This is a genomic window from Synechococcus sp. NB0720_010 (genome assembly GCF_023078835.1).
Lineage (GTDB): Bacteria > Cyanobacteriota > Cyanobacteriia > PCC-6307 > Cyanobiaceae > Vulcanococcus.
The window spans coordinates 1781902-1802574 of sequence record NZ_CP090898.1 but is presented as its reverse complement, the minus strand read 5'-3'; the positions used below and the strand labels follow the sequence as shown (position 1 = coordinate 1802574).

Annotated in this window: 22 protein-coding genes; 7 read left to right on the top strand and 15 right to left on the bottom strand. The window is 66.6% G+C overall.

The window, feature by feature from the left end:
- Window positions 1–6: 6 nt before the first annotated feature.
- Window positions 7–1629: an ABC transporter ATP-binding protein gene (locus LY254_RS09440; RefSeq protein WP_247476824.1), complete on the top strand. Its 1623-nt coding sequence runs from the start codon at window positions 7–9 to the stop codon at window positions 1627–1629.
- Here the strand turns inward: LY254_RS09440 and LY254_RS09435 are convergent.
- Genes LY254_RS09435 through LY254_RS09425 form a run of 3 tightly spaced genes read right to left on the bottom strand, consistent with a single transcriptional unit; the run spans window position 1574 to window position 3821 of the window.
- Window positions 1574–2551, bottom strand: coding sequence for an RluA family pseudouridine synthase (locus tag LY254_RS09435; RefSeq protein WP_247476823.1), 978 nt, complete (start codon window positions 2549–2551; stop codon window positions 1574–1576). The genes LY254_RS09440 and LY254_RS09435 overlap by 56 nt on opposite strands.
- Complete coding sequence (gene ylqF / locus LY254_RS09430) at window positions 2548–3447, bottom strand: ribosome biogenesis GTPase YlqF (RefSeq protein ID WP_247476822.1); 900 nt, start codon at window positions 3445–3447, stop codon at window positions 2548–2550. Before ylqF ends, LY254_RS09435 begins: the two co-directional genes overlap by 4 nt.
- Window positions 3444–3821, bottom strand: a complete 378-nt coding sequence (locus LY254_RS09425) for a universal stress protein (RefSeq protein ID WP_247476820.1) — start codon at window positions 3819–3821, stop codon at window positions 3444–3446. Before LY254_RS09425 ends, ylqF begins: the two co-directional genes overlap by 4 nt.
- Before the next feature lie 135 nt (window positions 3822–3956).
- On the opposite strand from LY254_RS09425, the gene pgk reads away from it, so the two are divergent.
- Window positions 3957–5162 carry a phosphoglycerate kinase gene (pgk, locus tag LY254_RS09420; RefSeq protein ID WP_247476818.1) on the top strand — a complete coding sequence of 402 codons (1206 nt, stop codon included), beginning with the start codon at window positions 3957–3959 and terminating at the stop codon, window positions 5160–5162.
- A gap of 53 nt (window positions 5163–5215) precedes the next feature.
- Here pgk and LY254_RS09415 read toward each other — a convergent pair whose 3' ends face one another.
- The 3 genes from LY254_RS09415 to LY254_RS09405 all read right to left on the bottom strand — a co-directional run bounded on the left by LY254_RS09415 (window position 5216) and on the right by LY254_RS09405 (window position 7664).
- Window positions 5216–5539: a hypothetical protein gene (locus tag LY254_RS09415; protein ID WP_247476816.1), complete on the bottom strand. Its 324-nt coding sequence runs from the start codon at window positions 5537–5539 to the stop codon at window positions 5216–5218.
- A 159-nt stretch (window positions 5540–5698) separates the two neighbouring features.
- Window positions 5699–6946, bottom strand: a complete 1248-nt coding sequence (locus LY254_RS09410; protein ID WP_247476814.1) for an ATP-binding protein — start codon at window positions 6944–6946, stop codon at window positions 5699–5701.
- On the bottom strand, window positions 6924–7664 hold the full coding sequence (locus LY254_RS09405) for a response regulator (protein ID WP_247476812.1): 741 nt from the start codon (window positions 7662–7664) through the stop codon (window positions 6924–6926). The genes LY254_RS09410 and LY254_RS09405 overlap by 23 nt, the downstream gene beginning before the upstream one ends.
- A gap of 131 nt (window positions 7665–7795) precedes the next feature.
- On the opposite strand from LY254_RS09405, the gene LY254_RS09400 reads away from it, so the two are divergent.
- Both LY254_RS09400 and LY254_RS09395 read left to right on the top strand, forming a co-directional pair.
- Window positions 7796–8254, top strand: a complete 459-nt coding sequence (locus LY254_RS09400) for an EF-hand domain-containing protein (RefSeq protein WP_247476810.1) — start codon at window positions 7796–7798, stop codon at window positions 8252–8254.
- A complete protein-coding gene (locus tag LY254_RS09395; RefSeq protein ID WP_247476809.1) occupies window positions 8244–9101 on the top strand; it encodes an NAD(P)-dependent oxidoreductase in 858 nt (285 codons plus the stop codon). The genes LY254_RS09400 and LY254_RS09395 overlap by 11 nt, the downstream gene beginning before the upstream one ends.
- Here LY254_RS09395 and LY254_RS09390 read toward each other — a convergent pair.
- Window positions 9091–9825, bottom strand: a complete 735-nt coding sequence (locus LY254_RS09390; protein ID WP_247476802.1) for a hypothetical protein — start codon at window positions 9823–9825, stop codon at window positions 9091–9093. The genes LY254_RS09395 and LY254_RS09390 overlap by 11 nt on opposite strands.
- Window positions 9826–9878: 53 nt before the next feature.
- Between LY254_RS09390 and LY254_RS09385 the strand changes: the two genes are divergently transcribed.
- A complete protein-coding gene (locus LY254_RS09385; RefSeq protein ID WP_247476801.1) occupies window positions 9879–10955 on the top strand; it encodes a glycosyltransferase in 1077 nt (358 codons plus the stop codon).
- Here the strand turns inward: LY254_RS09385 and LY254_RS09380 are convergent.
- The gene (locus LY254_RS09380) at window positions 10932–11999 is read right to left on the bottom strand and encodes a histidinol-phosphate transaminase (protein ID WP_247476800.1); all 1068 of its coding nucleotides are present in this window, start codon (window positions 11997–11999) and stop codon (window positions 10932–10934) included. The genes LY254_RS09385 and LY254_RS09380 overlap by 24 nt on opposite strands.
- Before the next feature lie 67 nt (window positions 12000–12066).
- Between LY254_RS09380 and LY254_RS09375 the strand changes: the two genes are divergently transcribed.
- Window positions 12067–12861 (top strand): pentapeptide repeat-containing protein, encoded by a 795-nt coding sequence (locus tag LY254_RS09375; RefSeq protein WP_247476799.1) that lies wholly within the window; start codon window positions 12067–12069, stop codon window positions 12859–12861.
- On the opposite strand, the gene LY254_RS09370 is transcribed toward LY254_RS09375, so the two are convergent.
- The 6 genes from LY254_RS09370 to LY254_RS09345 form a co-directional block, all read right to left on the bottom strand.
- Window positions 12858–15047 carry a general secretion pathway protein GspD gene (locus LY254_RS09370; protein ID WP_247476798.1) on the bottom strand — a complete coding sequence of 730 codons (2190 nt, stop codon included), beginning with the start codon at window positions 15045–15047 and terminating at the stop codon, window positions 12858–12860. The two genes, LY254_RS09375 and LY254_RS09370, sit on opposite strands and share 4 nt — an antisense overlap.
- 69 nt (window positions 15048–15116) lie before the next feature.
- The gene (locus LY254_RS09365) at window positions 15117–15779 is read right to left on the bottom strand and encodes a hypothetical protein (RefSeq protein ID WP_247476797.1); all 663 of its coding nucleotides are present in this window, start codon (window positions 15777–15779) and stop codon (window positions 15117–15119) included.
- A complete protein-coding gene (locus LY254_RS09360; RefSeq protein ID WP_247476796.1) occupies window positions 15776–16459 on the bottom strand; it encodes a PilN domain-containing protein in 684 nt (227 codons plus the stop codon). Before LY254_RS09360 ends, LY254_RS09365 begins: the two co-directional genes overlap by 4 nt.
- The gene (locus LY254_RS09355) at window positions 16456–17325 is read right to left on the bottom strand and encodes a hypothetical protein (protein WP_247476795.1); all 870 of its coding nucleotides are present in this window, start codon (window positions 17323–17325) and stop codon (window positions 16456–16458) included. Before LY254_RS09355 ends, LY254_RS09360 begins: the two co-directional genes overlap by 4 nt.
- A 38-nt stretch (window positions 17326–17363) precedes the next feature.
- A complete protein-coding gene (locus LY254_RS09350; protein ID WP_247476794.1) occupies window positions 17364–18524 on the bottom strand; it encodes a quinone-dependent dihydroorotate dehydrogenase in 1161 nt (386 codons plus the stop codon).
- Window positions 18517–19254, bottom strand: coding sequence for a ribonuclease H (locus LY254_RS09345; protein WP_247476793.1), 738 nt, complete (start codon window positions 19252–19254; stop codon window positions 18517–18519). The genes LY254_RS09350 and LY254_RS09345 overlap by 8 nt, the downstream gene beginning before the upstream one ends.
- A gap of 82 nt (window positions 19255–19336) precedes the next feature.
- On the opposite strand from LY254_RS09345, the gene LY254_RS09340 reads away from it, so the two are divergent.
- Complete coding sequence (locus LY254_RS09340) at window positions 19337–19999, top strand: DUF3747 domain-containing protein (RefSeq protein ID WP_010313520.1); 663 nt, start codon at window positions 19337–19339, stop codon at window positions 19997–19999.
- 256 nt (window positions 20000–20255) lie between these two features.
- Here LY254_RS09340 and rplL read toward each other — a convergent pair whose 3' ends face one another.
- Window positions 20256–20642 (bottom strand): 50S ribosomal protein L7/L12, encoded by a 387-nt coding sequence (rplL, locus tag LY254_RS09335; protein WP_010313523.1) that lies wholly within the window; start codon window positions 20640–20642, stop codon window positions 20256–20258.
- Window positions 20643–20673: the final 31 nt, after the last annotated feature.

The window sequence follows — 20673 nt, the reverse complement described above, 5'->3', positions numbered from 1 at the left end:
CTGACCATGGCCGCCCCAGCCCATCCCGGTGCGGTCCTGGAGCTGCAAGGCCTGCGCGTGCGCTACCCGGGGAGCCAAAGCAACACCCTCGACGGCCTCCATCTCCAGTTGAACGCGGGTGAGCGCCTCGCCCTGGTGGGACCCAGCGGCTGCGGCAAAAGCACGGTGGCCCGAGCCGTGCTGCAACTGCTCCCCCAGGGCAGTCGCTGCCAAGGCGGACTGTTGCTCAAGGGCAGGGATCCAAGGACCCTCAGGCGCTCCGAACTGCGGCGGCTGCGGGGCGAGGCGGTCGGCCTGGTCTTCCAAGACCCGATGACCCGGCTGAACCCCCTGATGACGATCGGCGAGCACCTGGCCGACACCCTCAGCGAACACCGCCCGGCCTGGCAGCAGGCACGAATCCGTGAACGGGCTCGGGCCTTACTCCAGCGGGTCGGCATCACCAAGGAGCGCTACAGCAGTTATCCCCACGAGTTCAGCGGCGGGATGCGACAGCGTCTCGCCATTGCCCTGGCCATGGCCCTGCGCCCCGCCCTGGTCATTGCCGATGAACCCACCACCAGCCTGGATGTGGCCGTGGCCGGGCAGGTCATGCAGGAGCTCTGCGACCTCTGCCGGGAGGCCGGCAGCGCCCTGTTGCTGATCAGCCATGACCTGGCCATGGCCGGGCGCTGGTGCGATCAAATCGCCGTCCTGGACCAGGGCCGACTGGTGGAGCAGGCCCCAGCGACGACCCTGCTCACCCAACCCCAATCGCCCCTGGCCCAACGGCTCGTGGGGGCCGCGCGGGCCCGGGAAGGCGGTGTCACACCCGCCCCGTCCAATGCCTCTCCCCTGCTGGAGCTGGAGGGACTGCGCTGCTGGCATCCCCTGCCGGGATTGCCCTGGCAGTCCCGCTGGTACCGGGCCGTGGACGGGGTCAGCCTGCAACTGCGCCACGGCGAAACCGTGGGCGTCGTTGGCGCCTCCGGTTGCGGCAAGAGCACCCTCTGCCGCGCCCTGATGGGGCTGACGCCGGTCCGGGGCGGCAGCGTGAAGCTCAAGGGCGTTGATCTGATGCGCCTGCGGGGTGAGGCCCTGCGCCAGGCCCGGCGGCGCATCCAAATGGTCTTTCAAGACCCGCTGGCCTGCCTCAACCCAGCGATGACCGTGGGGGAGGCCATTGCCGATCCACTCTTGATCCATGGGCTCGCCAGCCCAGCGGCCGCCCGTGAACAAGCCCGGCACTGGCTAGAGGCCGTTGGCCTGCAGCCGCCCGAAGCCTTTGAGGGGCGCCTGCCCCGCCAGCTGTCCGGCGGTCAACAACAGCGGGTCGCCATCGCACGGGCCCTGGTGCTGGAACCGCAGGTGCTGCTCTGCGACGAAAGCGTGAGCATGCTCGATGCCGAAGTCCAGGCCGAGGTACTGCAGCTGCTGCGCTCCCTCCAGGACCGCCTCGGTCTGGGGCTGATCTTTGTCACCCACGACCTGGCGGTGGCCAGTGGCTTCTGCCAGCGGGTCGTGGTGCTCGATGGCGGCAAGATCGTCGAAGAAGGCCCCGGTGATCAGCTGCTCAGCCAGCCCCAGGCCGCCATCACTCGGACTCTGGTGGAGGCGTGTCCACGCCTGCCCGCCGCCTCAGCAGCTTGAGCAACTTCTCCATCACCTCCGGCAGGGGGGCCTCAAACAGCATTCGGTCCTTACGGATCGGGTGATCCAGACCCAGCTGGAAGGCATGGAGCGCCTGACCGGGCAGGGTCAACGGCAACTTGCGGCAGCGGGAATAAACCGGATCCCCAACGATGGGATGCCCGATGTGGGCGCAGTGAACCCGGATCTGGTGGGTGCGGCCGGTGTCGAGTTTGAAGCGCATCAGGGCGTAATCGCCCAGGCGCTCCAGCAGGGTCCAGTGGGTGCAGGCATGGCGCCCGGAGCCGTCATGGACCACCGCGTACTTCTTGCGATCGGCGGGATGGCGGCCGATGGCCCCAACGATCGTTCCGTTGTCCCCAGCCGGCGCCCCATGGACCACCGCCAGGTACTCCCGGGACGCCACACGCTTCTGGATCTGCACCTGCAGCTTGACCAGGGCCTCCTGGCTCTTGGCCACGACGATGCAGCCCGTCGTGTCCTTATCCAGGCGATGAACGATCCCCGGACGCATCTCGCCGCCGATTCCCGGTAGATCGGGGCAGTGATGCAGCAGGCCATTGACCAGGGTCCCGTCCTTGTTCCCAGGGGCGGGATGGACCGTGAGCCCGGCCGGCTTGTTGAGCACGATCAGGTGCTCGTCCTCGTAGAGGACATCCAGGGGGATGTCCTGGGGGATCAGATAGGGAAGGGGCTCCGGCGGCGGCATCCACAACTCCACCGTGTCGTTCAGACGCAGGGGGGTCTTGGCGCGGCCCGTGACTCCGTTGACGCGGACATAGCCCGCATCGATGAACTTCTGAATCCGGGCCCGGCTCTGCTCGGGGCGTTGGGCCACGAGCCAGCGGTCCAATCGCATCGGCAGAGGTTTGGGGTAGGTGAGCGTCAGCAGCTCCCCTTCACCTTCCCCAAAACCACTCACGGCAACTCCAAGGCAATCGGTCCGAGCATGCCCCGGCGGAAGTCATCGAGGAACCGCTGGGCCATTCGCACCGTGTCGCCACTGGTGTGCCGCTCAGCCGCTCCCGTTAACCAGCCATGGACATCCGGCTTGGGCGCGCCCTCCCCTGACAGCGTCTCGACCGGGATGCCATAGCGACGCTCCAGCAGGCCGGGCTTGACCCCGGAGGTCTCCGCTGCCTCCAAGGCCGCGAGCATGTGGACAAAGGCCATGGCGGCGGCCTCTCCGTCGTAGGCCGCCTGGCCGATGTCGTCACAGAGCGCCAGACGCAGGGCAGCGAGCTGGTCATCCAGGCGAGGGGGCAACACCCCTGGTGCATCCAGCAGGTCCAAGTCCTGGCCAAGCCGGACCCAGCGCAGGCTGCGGGTCACGCCAGCGCGGCGGGCACTGTCCACCACTTTTTGGCGCACCAAGCGATTGATCAGGGCGGACTTGCCGACGTTGGGGAACCCCAGCATCAACGCCCGCACGGGCCTTGGGCGCATGCCGCGATTCCGGCGCCGCTCATTGAGGGAGTCCCCCGCTCGAATCGCCGCCTGCTGGAGCTGCTTGACCCCCGTGCCGGCCTTGGCATCACTCCACCAAGGGGTCTGGCCTTGGCCGCGGAACCAGGCGTCCCAAGCCTCCCGCGCCGCCACTGGAATCATGTCGCGGCGGTTCAAAACCAGCAGATGTTGCTTGCCTTGAATCCAACGCTGCAAACGGGGGTGGCCGGTGGCCGTCGGGATGCGGGCATCGCGAACCTCGATCACCAAGTCGACCTTGGCCAGGTTGTCGGTGAGCGCGCGCTCTGCTTTGGCGATGTGGCCCGGATACCACTGAATCGACGGGGCCGCGCTACTCAGCAGCTCACTCACGGCACCACCATCACGGGGCAAGGGGCCAACTGAATCACACGGGAGGCCGTGCTGGGGGCGTCCTCCGCTTCGAGGCTCAGCCCGCGGGTCCCCATCACGATCACATCGGCATTGATTTCATCGGCCACATCACAGATCACAAAAGCCGGCTTTCCTTCGCGCTCGAGCACCTCACAGCTGACGCCCTGTTCTTGGAAGCGACCGCGGGCGTCCTCTAACAACGCAGCCACAGCAGCGGGATCGTCTTGACCGGGCTCAACCACGGAGAGCAGCACCAAACGGCTGCCGTGCTGCTGGGCCAACTTCAGGGCGAAGGCAGCGGTTTCAGCAGCCTGGCGGCTGCGGTCGATGGGGAAGAGAACGATCTCAAACATGGCCGGCTGGCCGGTGCACCCTCTGTCTAGCGCCGACAGCGCGGGGGGCCAGCAAAGCCATCGCAGAGCGCGATAACGGGGCAACCCTTGACTGGCCCGCTAAATTCGCCCGACCTCTACCCCCTTGTCTCACCCATGGCGAAGCGCTCCCTGGCCAGCCTTTCCGCTGACGAGCTGCGCGGCAAGCGCGTGCTGGTTCGGGTCGACTTCAACGTTCCCCTGAACGATGCCGGCGCCATCACCGATGACACCCGCATCCGCGCTGCCCTCCCCACCATCAATGATCTGGTGGGCAAGGGCGCCAAGGTGATCCTCTCGGCCCACTTCGGTCGTCCCAAGGGTCAGGTGAACGAGGGCATGCGCCTCACCCCCGTGGCCGCTCGCCTGAGCGAACTGCTGGGCAAGGGCGTGGTGAAGACCGACAGCTGCATCGGCCCTGACGCCGAGGCCAAGGTTGCTGCGATGGCCGATGGCGACGTCGTGCTGCTGGAGAACGTCCGCTTCTTCGCCGAAGAAGAGAAGAACGAAGGCGACTTCGCCAAGAAGCTGGCCAGCCTGGCTGACGTGTACGTCAACGACGCCTTCGGTGCCGCTCACCGTGCCCACGCCTCCACCGAGGGCGTGACCCAGTACCTGAGCCCCAGCGTCGCCGGCTACCTGATGGAGAAGGAGCTGCAGTACCTGCAGGGCGCCATCGATGAGCCCAAGCGTCCCCTGGCGGCCATCGTCGGCGGCTCCAAGGTGAGCTCCAAGATCGGCGTGCTCGAGGCCCTGCTCGACAAGTGCGACAAGATCCTTGTCGGCGGCGGCATGATCTTCACCTTCTACAAGGCCCGCGGCATGGCCGTCGGCAAGAGCCTGGTGGAAGAGGACAAGCTGGAGCTGGCCAAGGAGCTCGAGGCCAAGGCTGCTGCCAAGGGCGTTCAGTTCCTGCTGCCCACCGACGTGGTGCTGGCTGACAACTTCGCCCCCGATGCCAACAGCCAGGTGGCCAAGGTGGATGCCATCCCCGACGGCTGGATGGGCCTGGACATCGGTCCCGATTCCGTCAAGGTCTTCCAGGACGCCCTGGCTGACTGCAAGACCGTGATCTGGAACGGCCCCATGGGCGTGTTCGAGTTCGACGCCTTCGCCGCCGGCACCAACGCCATCGCCACCACCCTGGCTGACATCAGCGGTAAGGGCTGCTGCACGATCATCGGCGGCGGTGACTCCGTGGCTGCTGTGGAGAAGGCCGGCCTGGCCGACAAGATGTCCCACATCTCCACCGGCGGTGGCGCCAGCCTCGAGCTGCTGGAAGGCAAGGTCCTCCCCGGCGTGGCCGCCCTCGACGAAGCCTGATCTCCACTGGCGATTCAGCGACTGGGGCCCCGAGGGGCCCCTTTTTTTATGCCTCAGGAGGGGCGGTGGTGATGGCTCGGCGGCACCGGCAGGTTGTAGCGCTGCCGCAAGGCCTGGAGCTCGCGCCGCCAACGCGCGTGCCCCTTTCGGGTTTGCCGCTCAAAACAGGTCGATGCCTTCGCCTTGGCCGTGCGATTCAGGCAACCCTCCAAACGGGAGAGATCCGCCTGGCGTTGATCAAAACGGCGGCGCTGCAGCGCCCGCAGGTCATCGAAATAGCGATGGCGCTGCTGACGGCTCAGTTTGGAGAGGGCCTCCGCTTCCACCTCCGCAAACGCGGAACGCCCCTCGGCCATGGCCGGGATGCTGGTGCTCAAGCAGAGCGCCAGACCCAGCTGCAAGGCCCTCGACCACGGTTGAAACAGGCGCAAACCGGCTGACATGTCGGTCAAAACAACGTGCCCCCACAGGCTGCGCGGAATGGACAGCCCAGCTGTGACGAAGCCGGGCGCCAACTGTGACCAAATCCGACTGAGCTAGGCCGCCGCGAGGGAGTGGGCCCTGAGCACCACCGCAAAGCCCTGCTCCGACTGCAGGCGGCTCAGCCCCCCGCCATGGCTGGCGGCGACCCGGGCCGCAATGGCGAGCCCCAATCCGCAGTGGCCGCTGCCACCCCGGGCCCGGTCCAAGCGCTGAAACGGCATCAAGGCTTGGGCCCACTGCTCGACAGGAATGCCATCGCCTCGATCCCAGACCTCAATGCGAAAACCCTCCGCCGCCTCCGGACGCAGGACCAACCGCAGCGGAGCCTGTCCATGGCTCAGGGCGTTCTCGATCAAATTCCCCACCGCTCGTCCCAGGGCCACCGGCTGCACCCGCGCCTCCAAGGGGATGAAATCCAGCTGCACCTGGTCCGCCTCAAGGGGAGCGGTCAACTCCGCCAACCACTGATCCAGGGGCAACTGCACCGGCGGCTCCGCATCCCCTCCGCCGGCAAATAACAGGAACTGACTGGTGATGCGCTCAAGCGCATCCAGGTCCGCCTCCGCTGGCCGCTGGTCCGCCAAACGCAAGCGCAGACGCGTCAGGGGACTTTTGAGGTCATGGGCGATGCCCGCGAGCATCGTTGCGCGCTCACGATCGTTGCTGGCCAGGCGCTCGACCATGGCGTTAAAGCGGCCCGTCAATGAACGAACCACCCGAGCCCCCCGCTCCGGCAGAGCGGGCTGCTGGCCGGAGCGCCCCACGGAGCCCAGGGCCTGCTCCAGTTGCTGCAGGGGGGTTTGCACCTCGCGCCAGAGGAACAGAAACGAGGCAGAGATGCTCCCGGTCAACAAGGACAACCCCAGCAGGAGGGGATCAGGGGGCCAGCGCTGAGCCGGCCCCACGGGGGTGAACAACCAGATCGGCTCCAGGGGCGACAGCAACTCGACCCACAGGCCGGGCGCCAGACTTTGGGCCGGTAGCACCGGCGGACAGGGCCGCACCCGCTGGCAGAGCTCCTGCTGCAGCAGACGCGCTTGCCGCTGCAAACGTCCATCGCCGCTGACGGGAGGGAAGGGACCGACCCGCAACGGCAATCCACTCAGACGGGCCAGGGCCTCGGGCGGCAGGCGATCGAGTGCCAACTCTCCGAGCTTCAGGTTGAAGGCCACCTCGGGACCCATCTGGGCAATCTGCGCCCGCTCCAAGCGCTGGGCTAGCAGCGATTGCAGAACCACCAGAGCCAGGGCGGAGATGCCCGCGCCCGCCAGGACGTACTTAACGGGTGCGTGCTTGGCCATCGGGCACAAAGACGTAGCCGTAACCCCAGACCGTCTGCAGGTAGCGGGGCCGTGTGGGATCGGGCTCCACCAACTTGCGGACCCGGGAGACCTGGACATCCATGCTGCGGCTGTCGGTCTCCGATTCCGGACCCCGGGCCAACTCAATCAGACGCTCCCGGGACAGGGGCCGATGGGGGTGCTGGACAAAAGCCGCGAGCAGGCTGAACTCCCCGCTGGTGATCACAACGGGATGGGCATCGCGCTCCAAGCTGCGGTTGGCCAAATCCAGCCGGTTCTCGCCGAACTCCACCACCTGCCCCTCCGCCAGCGGCGTGCCCGCAGGCAGGGCCACCCGGCGCCGCAGGACCGCCTCAATGCGCGCCGTTAACTCCCGAGGCAGGAAGGGTTTACCGAGATAGTCGTCGGCCCCCTGCTCCAGGCCAATGATCCGATCGATGCCGTCCCCTTTGGCCGTCAGCATCACCACGGGCAGGTCATCGCCGCCGTCGCGCAGCCGGCGCAAGAGCGTCAGGCCGTCATCCCCCGGAAGCATGACGTCGAGCACCACCAAATCGGGCCGCTGGCTCTCCAGCCGCACCATCAGTTGCTCACCGCTACTGAGGCAGCGAACGTCGTAGCCCTGATCGGTCAGATAGGTGCCGACCAAACGCCGCTGCTCCGCATCGTCATCCACCACCCAGATGCGTTGGGGAGTGCTCCGTGCAGGCACGGCCATGGGACTGCAGGCGCAACATCTGTCCTGACTGTATGGAGATCAAGCTGCGGAAATCGCGCTAGACAGATCTGGTCACACCTTGCCGAGCGGCCAGGCCGATTGCAGCGAGCAGGGCTCCATAGCCTGATGCCATGAGGCGCGACCGCTCCCGTTTCCTGCTTGCCGCTGGCGCCAGCCTGCTGTTGGCCTTCCCCCTGGGCTTACAGGCTCAGACGCCGCAGGAACTCAAGGCCTATGAACGGCGCCTGCAACAGCTCTTCGAGCAACTGGACCGGGACGGCAACCGACGACTCGAGCGCCAGGAGGTTCAAGGGCAGCCCTACCTCCAGCGTCATTTCGACCGCCTGGACCAGAACCGCCGCGGCTACCTGACCCCTGCGGATCTCAAGCCCAGTAACAAGGTGCCGCCCCCGCGCGCCGAGCGGGTCCTGCGTAAGGCCGACCAGAACGGCGATGGCCGCATCGACCAACAGGAAGCCCAGGGCTACCCCTGGCTGCGCAAGCACTTCCAGACCATCGACCAGAACGGCAATGGCAGCCTGGATCGCGGCGAACTCAACACCCTCTCCAAACCAGCCCATGCCAACTGATGTGAGCTGTCTGGGCCTTGGAGCCCTGGGTGCCCCCATGGCCCGCAACCTGCTGCGGGCCGGATGGAGCCTGACCGCTTTCAACCGCACTGCCGCTCCCGCACAATCCCTGGAGGCGGCGGGTGCCCAGCGAGCGGCGACCGTGGCTGAGGCGGCGGCCGCGTCGCCGTTGCTGCTGCTCTGCTTGAGCGATGACCAGGCGGTCGAGGAGGTGCTGGCCCTGGCGAAGGGCCACCTGCAGCCTGGGGCGCTGGTGATCGACTGCTCCACCATCAGCCCAGGCACCAGCCAACGCCTCGCCGGCGAGCTCGCGACCCAGGGGGTGGACTACATCGATGCTCCGGTGACTGGCGGCACCGAAGGAGCCGAAGCCGGAACCCTGCGGGTGTTGATCGGGGCTGAGCTGGACCAGCTCGAGCGGGCCCGGCCGCTGCTGGAGGTGATTGGCGGCAGCCTGCATCACTTCGGCCCCGTGGGAGCAGGGCAACAGGCCAAGGCGGTCAATCAGGTGTTGGTGGCCGGCAGCTATGCCGCCGTCGCTGAAGCCCTGGCCCTCGCCGATCGTCTGGGGCTACCGCAAGACGCACTGGTGGAGGCCCTAAAGGGCGGCGCCGCTGGCTCCTGGGCCCTGGAGAACAGGAGCCAACAGATGATCAACGACTCCTATCCGTTGGGGTTCAAGTTGGCCCTGCACCGCAAGGACCTCGGCATCGCCCTGGATGCCGCGGCCGAGGCTCAGTTGGAGCTGCCGATCTGCGAACGGGTAGCTGCCCTAGAGGACGCCCTGATCGAGCAGGGCTGCGGTGAGCTGGATGTCTCCGCGCTGGCCCGTTGGTTTAAAGGGTGAGCTCAGAGCGCTTGGCGACCACCCGGACCTGCTTGGACGCCGCCACGATCCCCTTGGGGTGAACCAACAGCACCGCCCAGGTCTGACTGCCCGGCTGGAAGGGGGCCTGCACGGTCTTGAACAGGCCGCCGCCACCGAGGGCCTCAAGCTGCAGGTCAGGAGCCTGCAGCCGCAGCAACTCGCTGACAGTGACGGGCTTGATCGCTCCAGCCACCACCGCACCGTTGAGGGGGTCGTCAAAGATCACGTCGAGATCGTAGCGCTGCCCGGTCAGCACGGCATCGGGAATCAACAGGCTGACCTTGAGGTTGGGGTCACCGCTGCGCAGGATCGAATTGGATTCGATCACGTCCTGGCTGTTGAAGCGATCGCCGCTGGATCCCAGCACCAGCTTCTGGGTGGCTTCAAAGCGGAATTTGTAGGGCCCCTGCTTACGGCTACCGGCAACGGTGACGAGGGTGGTGGGCCGTCCGTCCTTGAGGGAGACCCCGGGGCTCACCTGCCAACTGGCATCGGGGAACTGGGCACGCAAGAAGTCGCGGCGCTGCAACACCAACGCGGGATCCAGGCCATTACCGGCCTCGAGCAGGGCCGAGATCTCCGATGAGGAGCCGTTGTTCAGGGCCTCCTGCAGGGCCTGCAGGCTGGGCGCCGCCCGAAGGGGAGCCCCCATGGCCAGACCCGCCAGAGCGAGGGCGGCAGCCAGGAAGGAGCGCAACTGCACGGGAGCTCAACGGGGAGGTGCCCTTAAGTTAGGCGCGCTCATCAGCGATGCCCATGTCACGCCTGTTGATCGCTGCCAGCGGCACCGGCGGGCATCTCTTCCCAGCCCTCGCCGTGGCCCAGGCTCTGCCCTCGGACTGGGAGATCCAGTGGCTCGGGGTTCCCGACCGGCTGGAGACCGAGCTAGTTCCCCAGGAGTACCGGCTGCACACCGTCGATGCCGGCGGCCTTCAGGGCCGGGGACTGCGCAAGCTCAGCAACCTGTTGCGCCTGCTGGGCGCCACGGTCACGGTGCGGCGCTTGATCCGCCGGGAACGCATCCGTCTGGTCTTCAGCACCGGCGGCTACATCGCTGCACCGGCGATCCTGGCGGCCCGCTGGTGCGGGGTGCCGGTGGTGCTGCATGAATCCAATGGCGTCCCAGGAAAAGTGACGCGCCTGTTCGGGCGGCTCTGCAGCCAGGTCGCCGTCGGACTGCCCCAGGCGGCGGAGCGGCTGCAGGGCTGCCGCCCGCGGGTCACGGGTACCCCCGTGCGCAGGGAGTTTCTGCACGCCGCACCACTCCCGAGTTGGGTGCCGGCAGGAGCGGGCCCCCTGCTGCTGGTCATGGGCGGCAGCCAGGGTGCCGTGGGGCTCAACCGCATGGTCCGGCCCCTGCTGCCCCGACTGCTGAACCTGGGCTGCCGGGTGGTCCACCTCAGCGGCAACAACGACCCCGAGAGCGGTCAACTGCAACACCCCCGCTACGCCGAGCGCCCCTTCAGCGACGAGGTGGCCGGCTTGTTGCAACACGCCGATCTCGTGATCAGCCGTGCGGGTGCCGGCAGCCTGAGCGAATTGGCGGTCTGCGGGAGTCCAACGATCCTGGTCCCCTACCCCCAAGCGGCGGACAAACACCAGGACGCCAACGCCGGTGCCGCCGCGGCCGTCGGCGCGGCCGTCATCGTCTGGCAGCACCCCCCTGAACACCCGGCCCTGGAGCGCACCCTCTGGCGTCTACTCGGTCCCAGGCTTCGGGGCTGCGATCCGGTGATCGACCCACTGCTGCAGTTACGCCGCGGCATGGAGCAGCTGGCCGTCCGCGATGCCGAAGCACTGATCGCAGGGCTACTGCAGGAGCTCAGCGCCTAGGGCCCGCAGCAGGCGCCGATTGCCGGAGCGGTTCTGGTAGCCGATCCGCAACCAGGACTCGCCGAGCCCGGCGAAGGATCGGCAATCGCGCACCAGGATGCGATGTCGCCGCTCCAACGCCTCCCGAAGGGGCTGCAGGGAACCCTGCTCAGCGCGCAGCAGCAGGTAATTGACCGCTGACGGGTACGGGTGAATGCCGGGCAACGCCCGCAGGCGCTGCTGCAGCCACTGGCCCTCCTGCACCACCCAGGCCTGCACGCGCGAGCACCAGCGCTGGTAAGAGCGGGGATCGCTGAGCAGGGCATCGGCCAGCGCTCCCGCCCCGGCATTGATGGGCCAGGGATCCCGCCAGCCGGCCCAGCGCTGCAGCCGCTCGGGCTGGGCCACGGCATAGCCGAGCCGAACCCCCGCAATTCCGTACAGCTTGGTCAGGCTGCGGATGACGATCAGGTTGGGGTGCTCGGCCACCAGCGGAATCAGGGACTGTTGCTCCCCGCCTGGCACCAATGGCAAGAAGGCCTCATCGCAGATCACCAAGCGGTGACGGGCCAGCAGCGGCCTCAAGGACGCGCGGCTCCAGAGCTGGCCGGTGGGGTTATGGGGGTTGGTGATCCAGAGCACCTCCGCAGCGGCGTCAGCTGGAAACGGTTGCGGGAACGAGGCCTCCCACTCCAGGGGAAGGGCCATGGGCCGCTGCAGGCCGCCCCAACACTGAAGAGCACGCGCGTAGTCAGCGAAGCCGGGCTGGGGCAACAGCGACAGACCGCCGCTGGCCGCATCACGGGCAGCCCAGGTGAACAGTTCCGCCGCACCGTTGCCCGGAAGCACCAGCTCCGGATCCAAGTCATGCAGCCGCGCGATCTGGTGACGCAGCCGCCAGTGACTGCGGTCGGGATAGGCCCGCAGATCCATCTGCCGCAGGGCCCGCCGGGCCGCCCGCGGCAGGACAAAGGGCGCCAGGGACGCGCTGGCATCCAGGATCTGATCCGGCCGGCAGCCCAAGCGCCGTGCCGTTGCCTCCAAGTTGCCGCCGTGGGCTTCCATCTCCCCAGCCTGATCGACGGGGGGAGAGATGACCGTTAGAACAGCGCCAGTTCGGCCGCACCAGCCCATGGCTCGTCTGCGTCTCCATCTGGCCGGCCTGGCTTTGGTGCTGGTCAGCGGAGCCGCCCAGGCGGCCGATGACCAAGCGGTGATTCGCACCCTGGATCAACGCTCCTGCGAGCGCTGCATGCTGCATGACGCCGACCTGGTCCATGCCGACCTGCGGGACGCACAGCTTCAAGGGGCCCAGTTGGAGCGGGCCAACCTCAGCGGAGCGCGCCTGGATGGAGCCGACCTGCGGGAAAGCAACCTGCGGTTCACCAGCCTGGCGGGCGCATCTCTGCGGGGAGCGGATCTCCGGGGCTCAGTGCTGGAGGGGACCGATCTACGCAACAGCGACCTCTCCGGTGCACGACTGGACCCCGGCGCCCTCGAGGGCAGCCATTGGCAAGGGGCTCGCGGGGTCGGCGCGGCAGTCCATAGCTATGCCGCCCTCCATAACGCTGGTGTTCAAGCGGCGGAGGCCGGCCGTTTTCCAGAGGCCGAGCAGTTCTTCAGCCAGGCGATTGAACGGCTCCCCAACGCCGCTGTGAGCTGGATGGCCCGGGGGGTCAGTCGCGCCGAGCAGGGCCAATTCAGCCTGGCTGCCCAGGACCTCCGCTACGCCGGCAGGCTCTACAGCGAGCTGGGGGCGCTCCAGCAGGCCAAGTCACTGGAGGAGGCAGCAACCACCCTGCTCAAGCCCAGCAAGAAAGCAAAGGGAGGTAATGGCATGGGCAGCGCCCTGCTGGGGGGACTGATGGCCGCCTTCAAGATGGTGGCGCCGATCGCCGCCAAGGCCGCCCTACCAGGCTCGATTTAGTACGGGGAGACCAGCTGACGGGCTTCAGGCGTCGCGGCTTGGTAGCCGTAACCGAAGTTGCCGCCGTTGTCGTCACGGATGATGCGCGGCGACACCAAGATCACCAGCTCGCGCTTCTCACGCCTGTTGATCGAATCCCTGAAGAATTGACCAACAAACGGAATATCCCCAAGCACGGGCCACTTGCGCACCACGGCCTGGTCGTTATCAGAAATCACACCTGTCAGGATCAAGGTCTGGCCATCGCGCACGCGTACCTCCCCCGTATCCAAGCGACGGGTCGTCAAGGTATTGACCGTGCCGCAGCCTTCAATGCGCACGTCCGTCGCAATCACCGCCGAAATCTCCGGTGACATCGAGAAGGTGACAAAGCCGTTGTCATCAATGCGGGAGACGCGCGCACCAAAGGTCAAACCAGCCGTCCCAAACTCCGGCTGACAGCTATTTGGGGCACCGTTTTGCCCGGCCTGCACGGTGTAACTAACAATCTCCTGGGCCCCCACAGTCACAAAAGACTCATTGGCAAAGGGGCGACCAATGGAGGCCGTATTGAGTGCGGCCGTACCCGAACCACCAACGGTGACTGCCTTACCGGAAACGATCGGTTCGGAATTCTCGTTAATGATCAGGGTCGGGGAAGCCAGCACCTTGGTCGTATTCGACTCAATCAGACCTCGAACGAAATCGAAGTAGTTGTAGTTGTTGGCATTGCCAGATGGATAAGCAAAGCCTGGATTAATTGGGGCAGGACTGTTAGCAGGAATCTCAGTGGTCGCAACTGTTGCGTCCCGGCCGGTAGCCGTCACAGTTTCAGACTTAGCGCTCGCAGCGCCACCTGCGATCGTACTGAATTGATCCCCTTGCGGCGGCAGCAAGCCACCAAAGGCACCCAAGAATTCACCCCGATCACTGACAACGAAGTTGCTGCCGGAGCGGAAGGCAAAGGAGTTCGAAAGGCTGGTGTCGTTGTTCAAGGTGACATCCAGGATCTTCACCGACAGCGCCACCTGCCGCTGGCGCAGATCGATCTGCCGGAGGTAGTTCTCAGCGACGGAAACCAACTGCGAATCACCTACCAAGGTGATGGTGCGCAGGCGTGAATCGGTCGTCCCAATCAAGCCACGCAGGGGACCGGTGGAGGCGCCATAGGTCTCCGTGGTGGTGATCTGCTCCTTCTTGGTCTGCTGGGTTTGCTCGCCACCAGCCACCTGGTTCGCCACGGGCTGCCCCGAGGTCACCGCATTGGTGATCGTTGTGACCTGGGTGATGCGCGCCCCCAGGCTGGCCAAGTACTTGGCGGCCGACTCAGCTGAGGCCTGGTTGAGGCGATAGACCTTGGACATCTGGGTGCCGAAGGTCTTGCCCATGACCGAGGGACCCGCCAGCAACAGATTCCCTTCCATCCGCCCCTGCAAACCCGAGGCCAGCAGTACCGAGTTCAAGGCCTTGCTGTAGGCCTCACCGCGGAAAGACAGCGAAACCGTCGGGCCCGCGCTGGCCTGAGCACCCGGTCGCTCCTCATCGTCGACGTAGACGAAGCCGTAGCCACCCATCTGACTGAGGGCCATCAGGGCGTCTTTGGCCGGTGCGTTGCGCAGGGTCATCGTCACCGGCGGGCCGCTGAGGTTGAGGTAGCTGCGGTTGCGCAGCACCATCGTTCCCACGGCCATGTCGCCCAGGGGCGGCGCCACCGCCCTGGGTTGCAGGGGCGGGGCATAGCGCGGCTGGGGCACCGAGCCGGGCTGATTGAGGTTGAAGGTGCCGGTCTTCGAGACCAACTCGCTGGGGGCGCTGAAGCTCAAGATCAGGTTGCGGCCATCGGCGCTGACCACCGGTTTGGAGGCCGGTGCCCCCGGCATCGGCACCACCTCCAGCTCAAACTCGCGCCCGCTCCCCCTGATGCTCACGCGCTTCAGGCCGGCCTCCGGCAGGGTCAGCGTTTGCGGGCCGACCTTCAGGGAGGCGGATTGACTCAGCTGCAGTTGCCCCTGCCAACCGGCCGCGGTTTGGCGTTGCCGCAGCAGCGGAGCCGCACCGGTGCCCTCGACCACCACGTCCACGCTGTTGGCGCCACGGCGCAACTGCAGCAGCAGAGCCCCCCCGGACGGCGCGACGGACGGCGCGGGAGCAGAGGCGCTGGACTGCGGCAGCGCCAGCGCTGGAGCCGTCATCGCGGCAGCAGCCATCAGGGCTGAGATCCCAGTGCGCCGCCAACCCACGCTGCCCTTTGCCAGTTGGGCGGATGGTATCGATGCTCAGCCGGGCTTTCCAGGCTTCTGACTTGGGCTGTGATCTCTCGCATAGAGGCCCAGATTCAGCCGCAATTCCGTGGGCTCCACGACCACCCGGCCATCCTTGTCTTTACTGCTGTTGCCACTTTTGAGCGAGAGATCGCTCTGGACCACCAGGAGGCTCAGGCGCTCCAGACGCCGCAGAAAATCCAACAGCTGCGGGCCACTGCCGCGGGCGCGCAGCAGCACCGAGGTCTTCTTCAAACCAGGGGCCAACAACGGATCCGCCGGCGGGGTCTCAGCCGCGGTCTTGTTGCTTTTTTTGCTGGTGGGCGGTGCGACGGCCTGAACCGGTTCATAGCCATCCAGCAGCACGCCGGTCTGGGCCGCCTGTTCACTGAGCTGGGCCAAGAACGTCTGCAGCTCGCCGCTGCCCGCGATCAACCCCAGGATCTGGGCATTCCTGCGGTCAGCTTGCTCCCGCTGCTGCTCCAAGCTCTCGAGCTGACGGCGCAGCAAGGGCAAGCGCTGCTGTTGCTCCTCCAGCACCAGCAGCTCCTGCTGATCCGCCTGCAAGCGCTGCCAACGGGGCCAGGCCACCAGGCCCCCCAACGCTGCAGCCAACAGCACCCCCAGAAGGACGGGTGCACCGAGCAACACCTGCTCTCGCCGCAGTTGCAGGCTCATGGCAGCACCCCCTTGGACTGCATCAAACGCAAACGCTGCACCAAACCGTCGGCCTGCAGGGCCTGCAGCACCGCCAACTGTTGATCCGGAGCCAGGGCCGCGAAGCGAGCGGAGAGCTCCCAGTCCACCGGCCCCCCGCTGGCGCCATCGCGCTGGAGCTTCACCACCTGAACCGACTCGGCATCAAACAGAGGCGATTGGGACAGCAGCAGACTCAGCCCATTGACCCGTCGGAATGCCTGGGGATCAACGGCGACCCCTTTGAGCAGTAAGCCGCTGTTCTGGGAGCGCACCTCCGTCAGCTGCACACCGGCCGGGGTGACCGCGGACAACTGAGCCAGCAAGGCCGAGCCGGAAGACACCCCCACCAGACCCTTGGCCAAGCCCTCGCTGCTGCGCTGCAGCTGAGCCTTGGCCCGCCGCACCCGTCCGACCCGCGTCTCTAGGGTCTGGACCTGCAGCTTGATGCCGGCGAGGTTCGCCAGGGCGGCGTTCACCTGCTGCTGGCGCCACCCCAGCGCCACCAGCAAGAGCAGCATCAAGGCAAGGACGCCACCGCCAATGGCCGAGCCCTTGAGCAACAGCGGGCGGGCCGGAAGCATGGACCCAGCTGGCTCAGCCATGCCGCTGGCACGCCGGCGCTCCTGCAGTAAATCGAGGGGGCCAAGACGAGGGCTCATCGTTCCAACTCCGCCGCGGCCAGCCCCCAGAGCAGACCCAGAGACCACTGCGCTGGGTCGCTCCGCAAGGGATCCAGGCCATTGAGCTCCAGCGGAAGACAACTCTGCAGGGTCTCCAGCGCCGAAGCCGGCAGGGCCGCTGAGACCACGACATCCATCGAGCGCGGCTGAGGAGCCTGGGATTGCCAATAGCTCAGGCATTGGTTGAGCTCGCTTTGCAAAGCCTCCAGCTCCTCCAACGGCGGCAAGCGCCACTGCCAGATCGGAGCCCCCCGCTCCAGGCGCAGCAACCAGCTCTGCTCAGGCTCCAGTCCCAACAACCAACCCTTCTGGCCCTCGACGCAGCGCAGCGCACAGACCGGAGCAGCCTCGAGGGCATCGAGACCGAGGCCCGCATCGGCAAAGACCTCGATCCAGTCCTCCAGCAAGGCCGACTCCACCGCCACCGAGACACGGCTGCCCGGGGAGGAGGGCAGAGGGCAGCTCAGCAGATCCACCGCGGTCTCCGGGGGCCAAGGCAAACGCAGGGCCTCCAGCTCCTTGGGCATGGCCATTCGCTCAGGAGCGCTGCCCTGCAGAAGGCGTAGTTCGCAGGCGCTGCCCGGCAGCACGGCCCAGATCCTGGCCCCGGGGTAGCCGCACTGCACCAACCAATCCCCCAACAGATCCGCCAGGGCAGAACCAGACACGGGACGTCCGCCCTGGCAGAGCCCCGGCGGCAGGGACAACTGATCGACCCAGCTCAGGCCCCGGCCGCTCAGGACCATTGCCGTGATCGCTTGATCCTGCAGCTCGAGGTAGACCCGCTGCGGAAACAGCCAGGCTTGCAAGGGGCCGAGGCGCTCTTGAACTCCTGCGAGCACCACTCGCCTTCCGCTTGCTCTATCCGCAAGCTATCGAGATTTCAGCTCCAGGGCACCCCAGAGCCGACGGCTTCGCTGATGTTGCGGAAACCGTGGCGATCAAGCTGCTGGCTCAAGCCCTCGAGAATCTCCGGAACCAGGCCAGGCCCGCCGTAGATCCAGCCGGTGTAGAGCTGCACCAGGGAGGCACCGGCGGTGATGCGCTCCCAGGCAGACGCGGCGGAGTCGATGCCACCCACCCCGATCAAGGGCAGGCTTGGGCCAGCGGTGACCCGCAGCCGGCGCATCACCTCCAGGGCCCGCTGGCGCAGGGGTGCACCACTCAGTCCCCCGGCCTCCTCCGCCAAGGTCTTGCCGGTTTGGGCCAGGCGCCTGCCCTCCAGGCCCAGGCGATCCAGGCTGGTGTTGACGGCAATCACCCCAGCCAGGCCCTCCTCGTAGGCCAAGCGGGCAATGGAATCGATGGCGTCGTCCTCCAGGTCCGGGGCGATCTTCACCAGCAACGGGGGGCAGGCCGGCAGACGCCGCAGCCGCTCCACCAGGCGACGCAGCTGGACTTCGTCCTGGAGTTCCCGCAACCCCGGAGTGTTGGGGGAGCTGACATTGATCACGGCGTAGTCCGCCAGGGGAGCCAACAACTCCAACGACGAGGCGTAGTCATCCGGGGCAAGATCCAGGGGGGTGACCTTGGACTTGCCCAAATTGATCCCCAAGACCGCCGGTCGCTGCCCGGCCGCCGGCAGAGCCTGGCGCTCCAGGGTGCGGCGCGCCGCCTCGGCCCCTTGGTTGTTGAACCCCATGCGGTTCAAGGCGGCCCGCTCCTCCGCCAAACGGAACAGCCGGGGCCGGGGGTTACCAGGCTGGGCATGCCAGGTGATCGTGCCCAGTTCGGCAAAGCCAAAACCAAACAGATGCCAGATGCCCGCGGCGACGGCGTTCTTGTCAAAGCCGGCGGCCAGACCGACGGGATTGAGGAAGCGGCAGCCAAAAAGGGTTTGCTCCAGCCGCAGGTCCTTGCGCTGCAGCTCTGCTCCGAGGCCCGCCAGGGAACTGCTGACCAAGGGCCAGTTGCGGCGCAGGGAGGCCTGCCCCAGGGCCTGCAGTGTGAGTTGGCTCAGCTGCTCAGCATCGGCACCGTCATCACGGCGGAGCAGGGGACCCACAAAACGTTGGTAGAGCGATCCCGTGCCGACCTCAGCCATCTCCTCGCTCCTCGCCTTGGGGCTCCCCTGATCCTGACGCGTCACGGCGAAGACGCCAGCGCCCCTCGTCCAGGGGAAGGACCTGCCAATCCCGCCACCGCCAGGGGCCATCGCGTCCCTCCAGGGTCTTGAGGGGCTTCTCGACCAACTGCGCCAGCTCCATCAGGCTCAACCCGTAGTCGCCCTCGGCCAACCGATCCGCCAAGTCCAAGCGGGTCAGCAGCTGCTGCAGGGCCGGAGGGGCCAGATCAAGGGCCGGGGCCGCCTCCACCACCTCCCCGGCCGCCAGCTGGATCGGGTTGCCCTTGGAAAAGGCCACGGCGATGACATCGCAGCGGTCGTTGTCGGGATCACCGCTGTGGCCCTTCACGTAGGTCAGGGGCAAGCCCTGGATCCGGGCGCCATCGAGGGCCTCCCAGAGGTCGCGATTGAGAACAGGGCTACCGGAGGCCGTGCGCCAGCCCTTGCGCTTCCAACCGTTGATCCACTTGCTGAAGCCGTCGATCAGGTACTTGGAGTCCGTGCGGATGCTCAGGTCGGGGTGACGCGGCAGAACCGCCAAGCGCTCCAGCAGGGTCAGCGCCGCCGTCAGCTCCATGCGGTTGTTGGTGGTGTTGGCCTCCGCCCCACCGAATTCCTGAACGCTGCCATCGTCAAAACGCAGCAACGCACCCCAGCCGCCAGGGCCGGGATTTCCGCTACAAGCGCCGTCGCAGGCGGCGGCAACCACCTTGGGCGTATCACTGACCACTGGGCTTGTCCCCCAACATCCGGTACAACACAGCTCTCGTCAGGAGCCCAGGAGACATCCCATGCAGCGAAGCTACCTCCCGTGGGCCGGCCTCGCTCTGCTGAGCGCAGGCCTGGTGGGCAGCCAAGCCGCCGCAGGGGTGTTCCAAAGCCAGCCGCTCGAGCAGGAGCGTCTGGCCGTGCTGGGGCAACCGGTGGGCAACCAGGACTGGAAGCTGCTGGTGCTCGAGCAGCTCAAACCCCAACCAAAGTGCTGGGAAGAACGCCGGGACGGCCTGATTGATCCGGCCCTCAACCGCTTCAACTTCAGCGGGATCTGCAGCCGCTACCTCGACAGCAATGGCTATTCCCTGCGGGTCGGCGAGGACGACGTCTCACCCCGTTATCGCCTGAGGCTCGAGAGCCAAGGGAACACCCTGGTGCTGCTGGCGATGTCCGGCAGCCACCCGACCGAACTCGTCGTGGGGCGTGGGGCGATCCCCCTGCGAGACCGCAGCGGATTTGTCGCCCTCAAGCTGGAGCCGGGCTGGCAGCTCGAACGGCGGATGTACGGCGAGCGCAGCTTGAGCCATGTCTATTTCGCCAACCCCAAACCCCTCGATGGCTTGATCGCCCAGGCGGAACGGCGCCAGGACCGTCCAGCAGCGGTAGCCCTTAGTAGCAGCAGCAATGGCCCCATCGCCCTCCAGGTGATCCCTTACGCCGGGCAGACGCCACGATTCTGATCAGGGACAGTTGAGACAGCGGCCCGAACCGGCGGCCCGGTCTTTTTCTCTGGCGGTAAGGTTTTGGTGTGTGAGGAGTGCGGAACACCACTTCCGGGGTCGAAACGAGGACAGACTCCCAGAAGCGTTCCGGCTCAAAGCCCTGCCTTCGGCGGGGCTTTTTTATTGCTCAGCCGCCGCTACACACAAAAAAGCCGGCCCCCGAAAGGGCCGGCTTCGTTGAAGGAGTGGGCTGCCGAAGCAGCCCACGGCGGGATCACTTGAGGGAGACCTTGCCGCCGGCCTCTTCGATGGCCTTCTTCATGGCTTCGGCATCAGCCTTGGCCACGCCTTCCTTGACGTTGCAGGGAGCGCCCTCGACAAGAGCCTTGGCTTCGCCCAGACCCAGGCCGGTGGCCTCGCGGACGGCCTTCAGGACCTTGATCTTGGCAGCCGCGTCGAAGCCCTCGAGGTGGACGTCGAACTCGGTCTTCTCTTCAGCAGCTTCAGCAGCACCGCCAGCGGCGGGGGCAGCCATCACGACGCCAGCGGAAGCGGCGGCGGACACACCGAAGGCCTCTTCGATCTGCTTGACAAGCTCAGAGGCTTCCAGCAGGGAGAGGGACTTCAGCTGCTCGAGGATTTGGTCGGTAGTAGCAGACATGGTTGGGAATCAGCAACAGATCTGTGTAAAC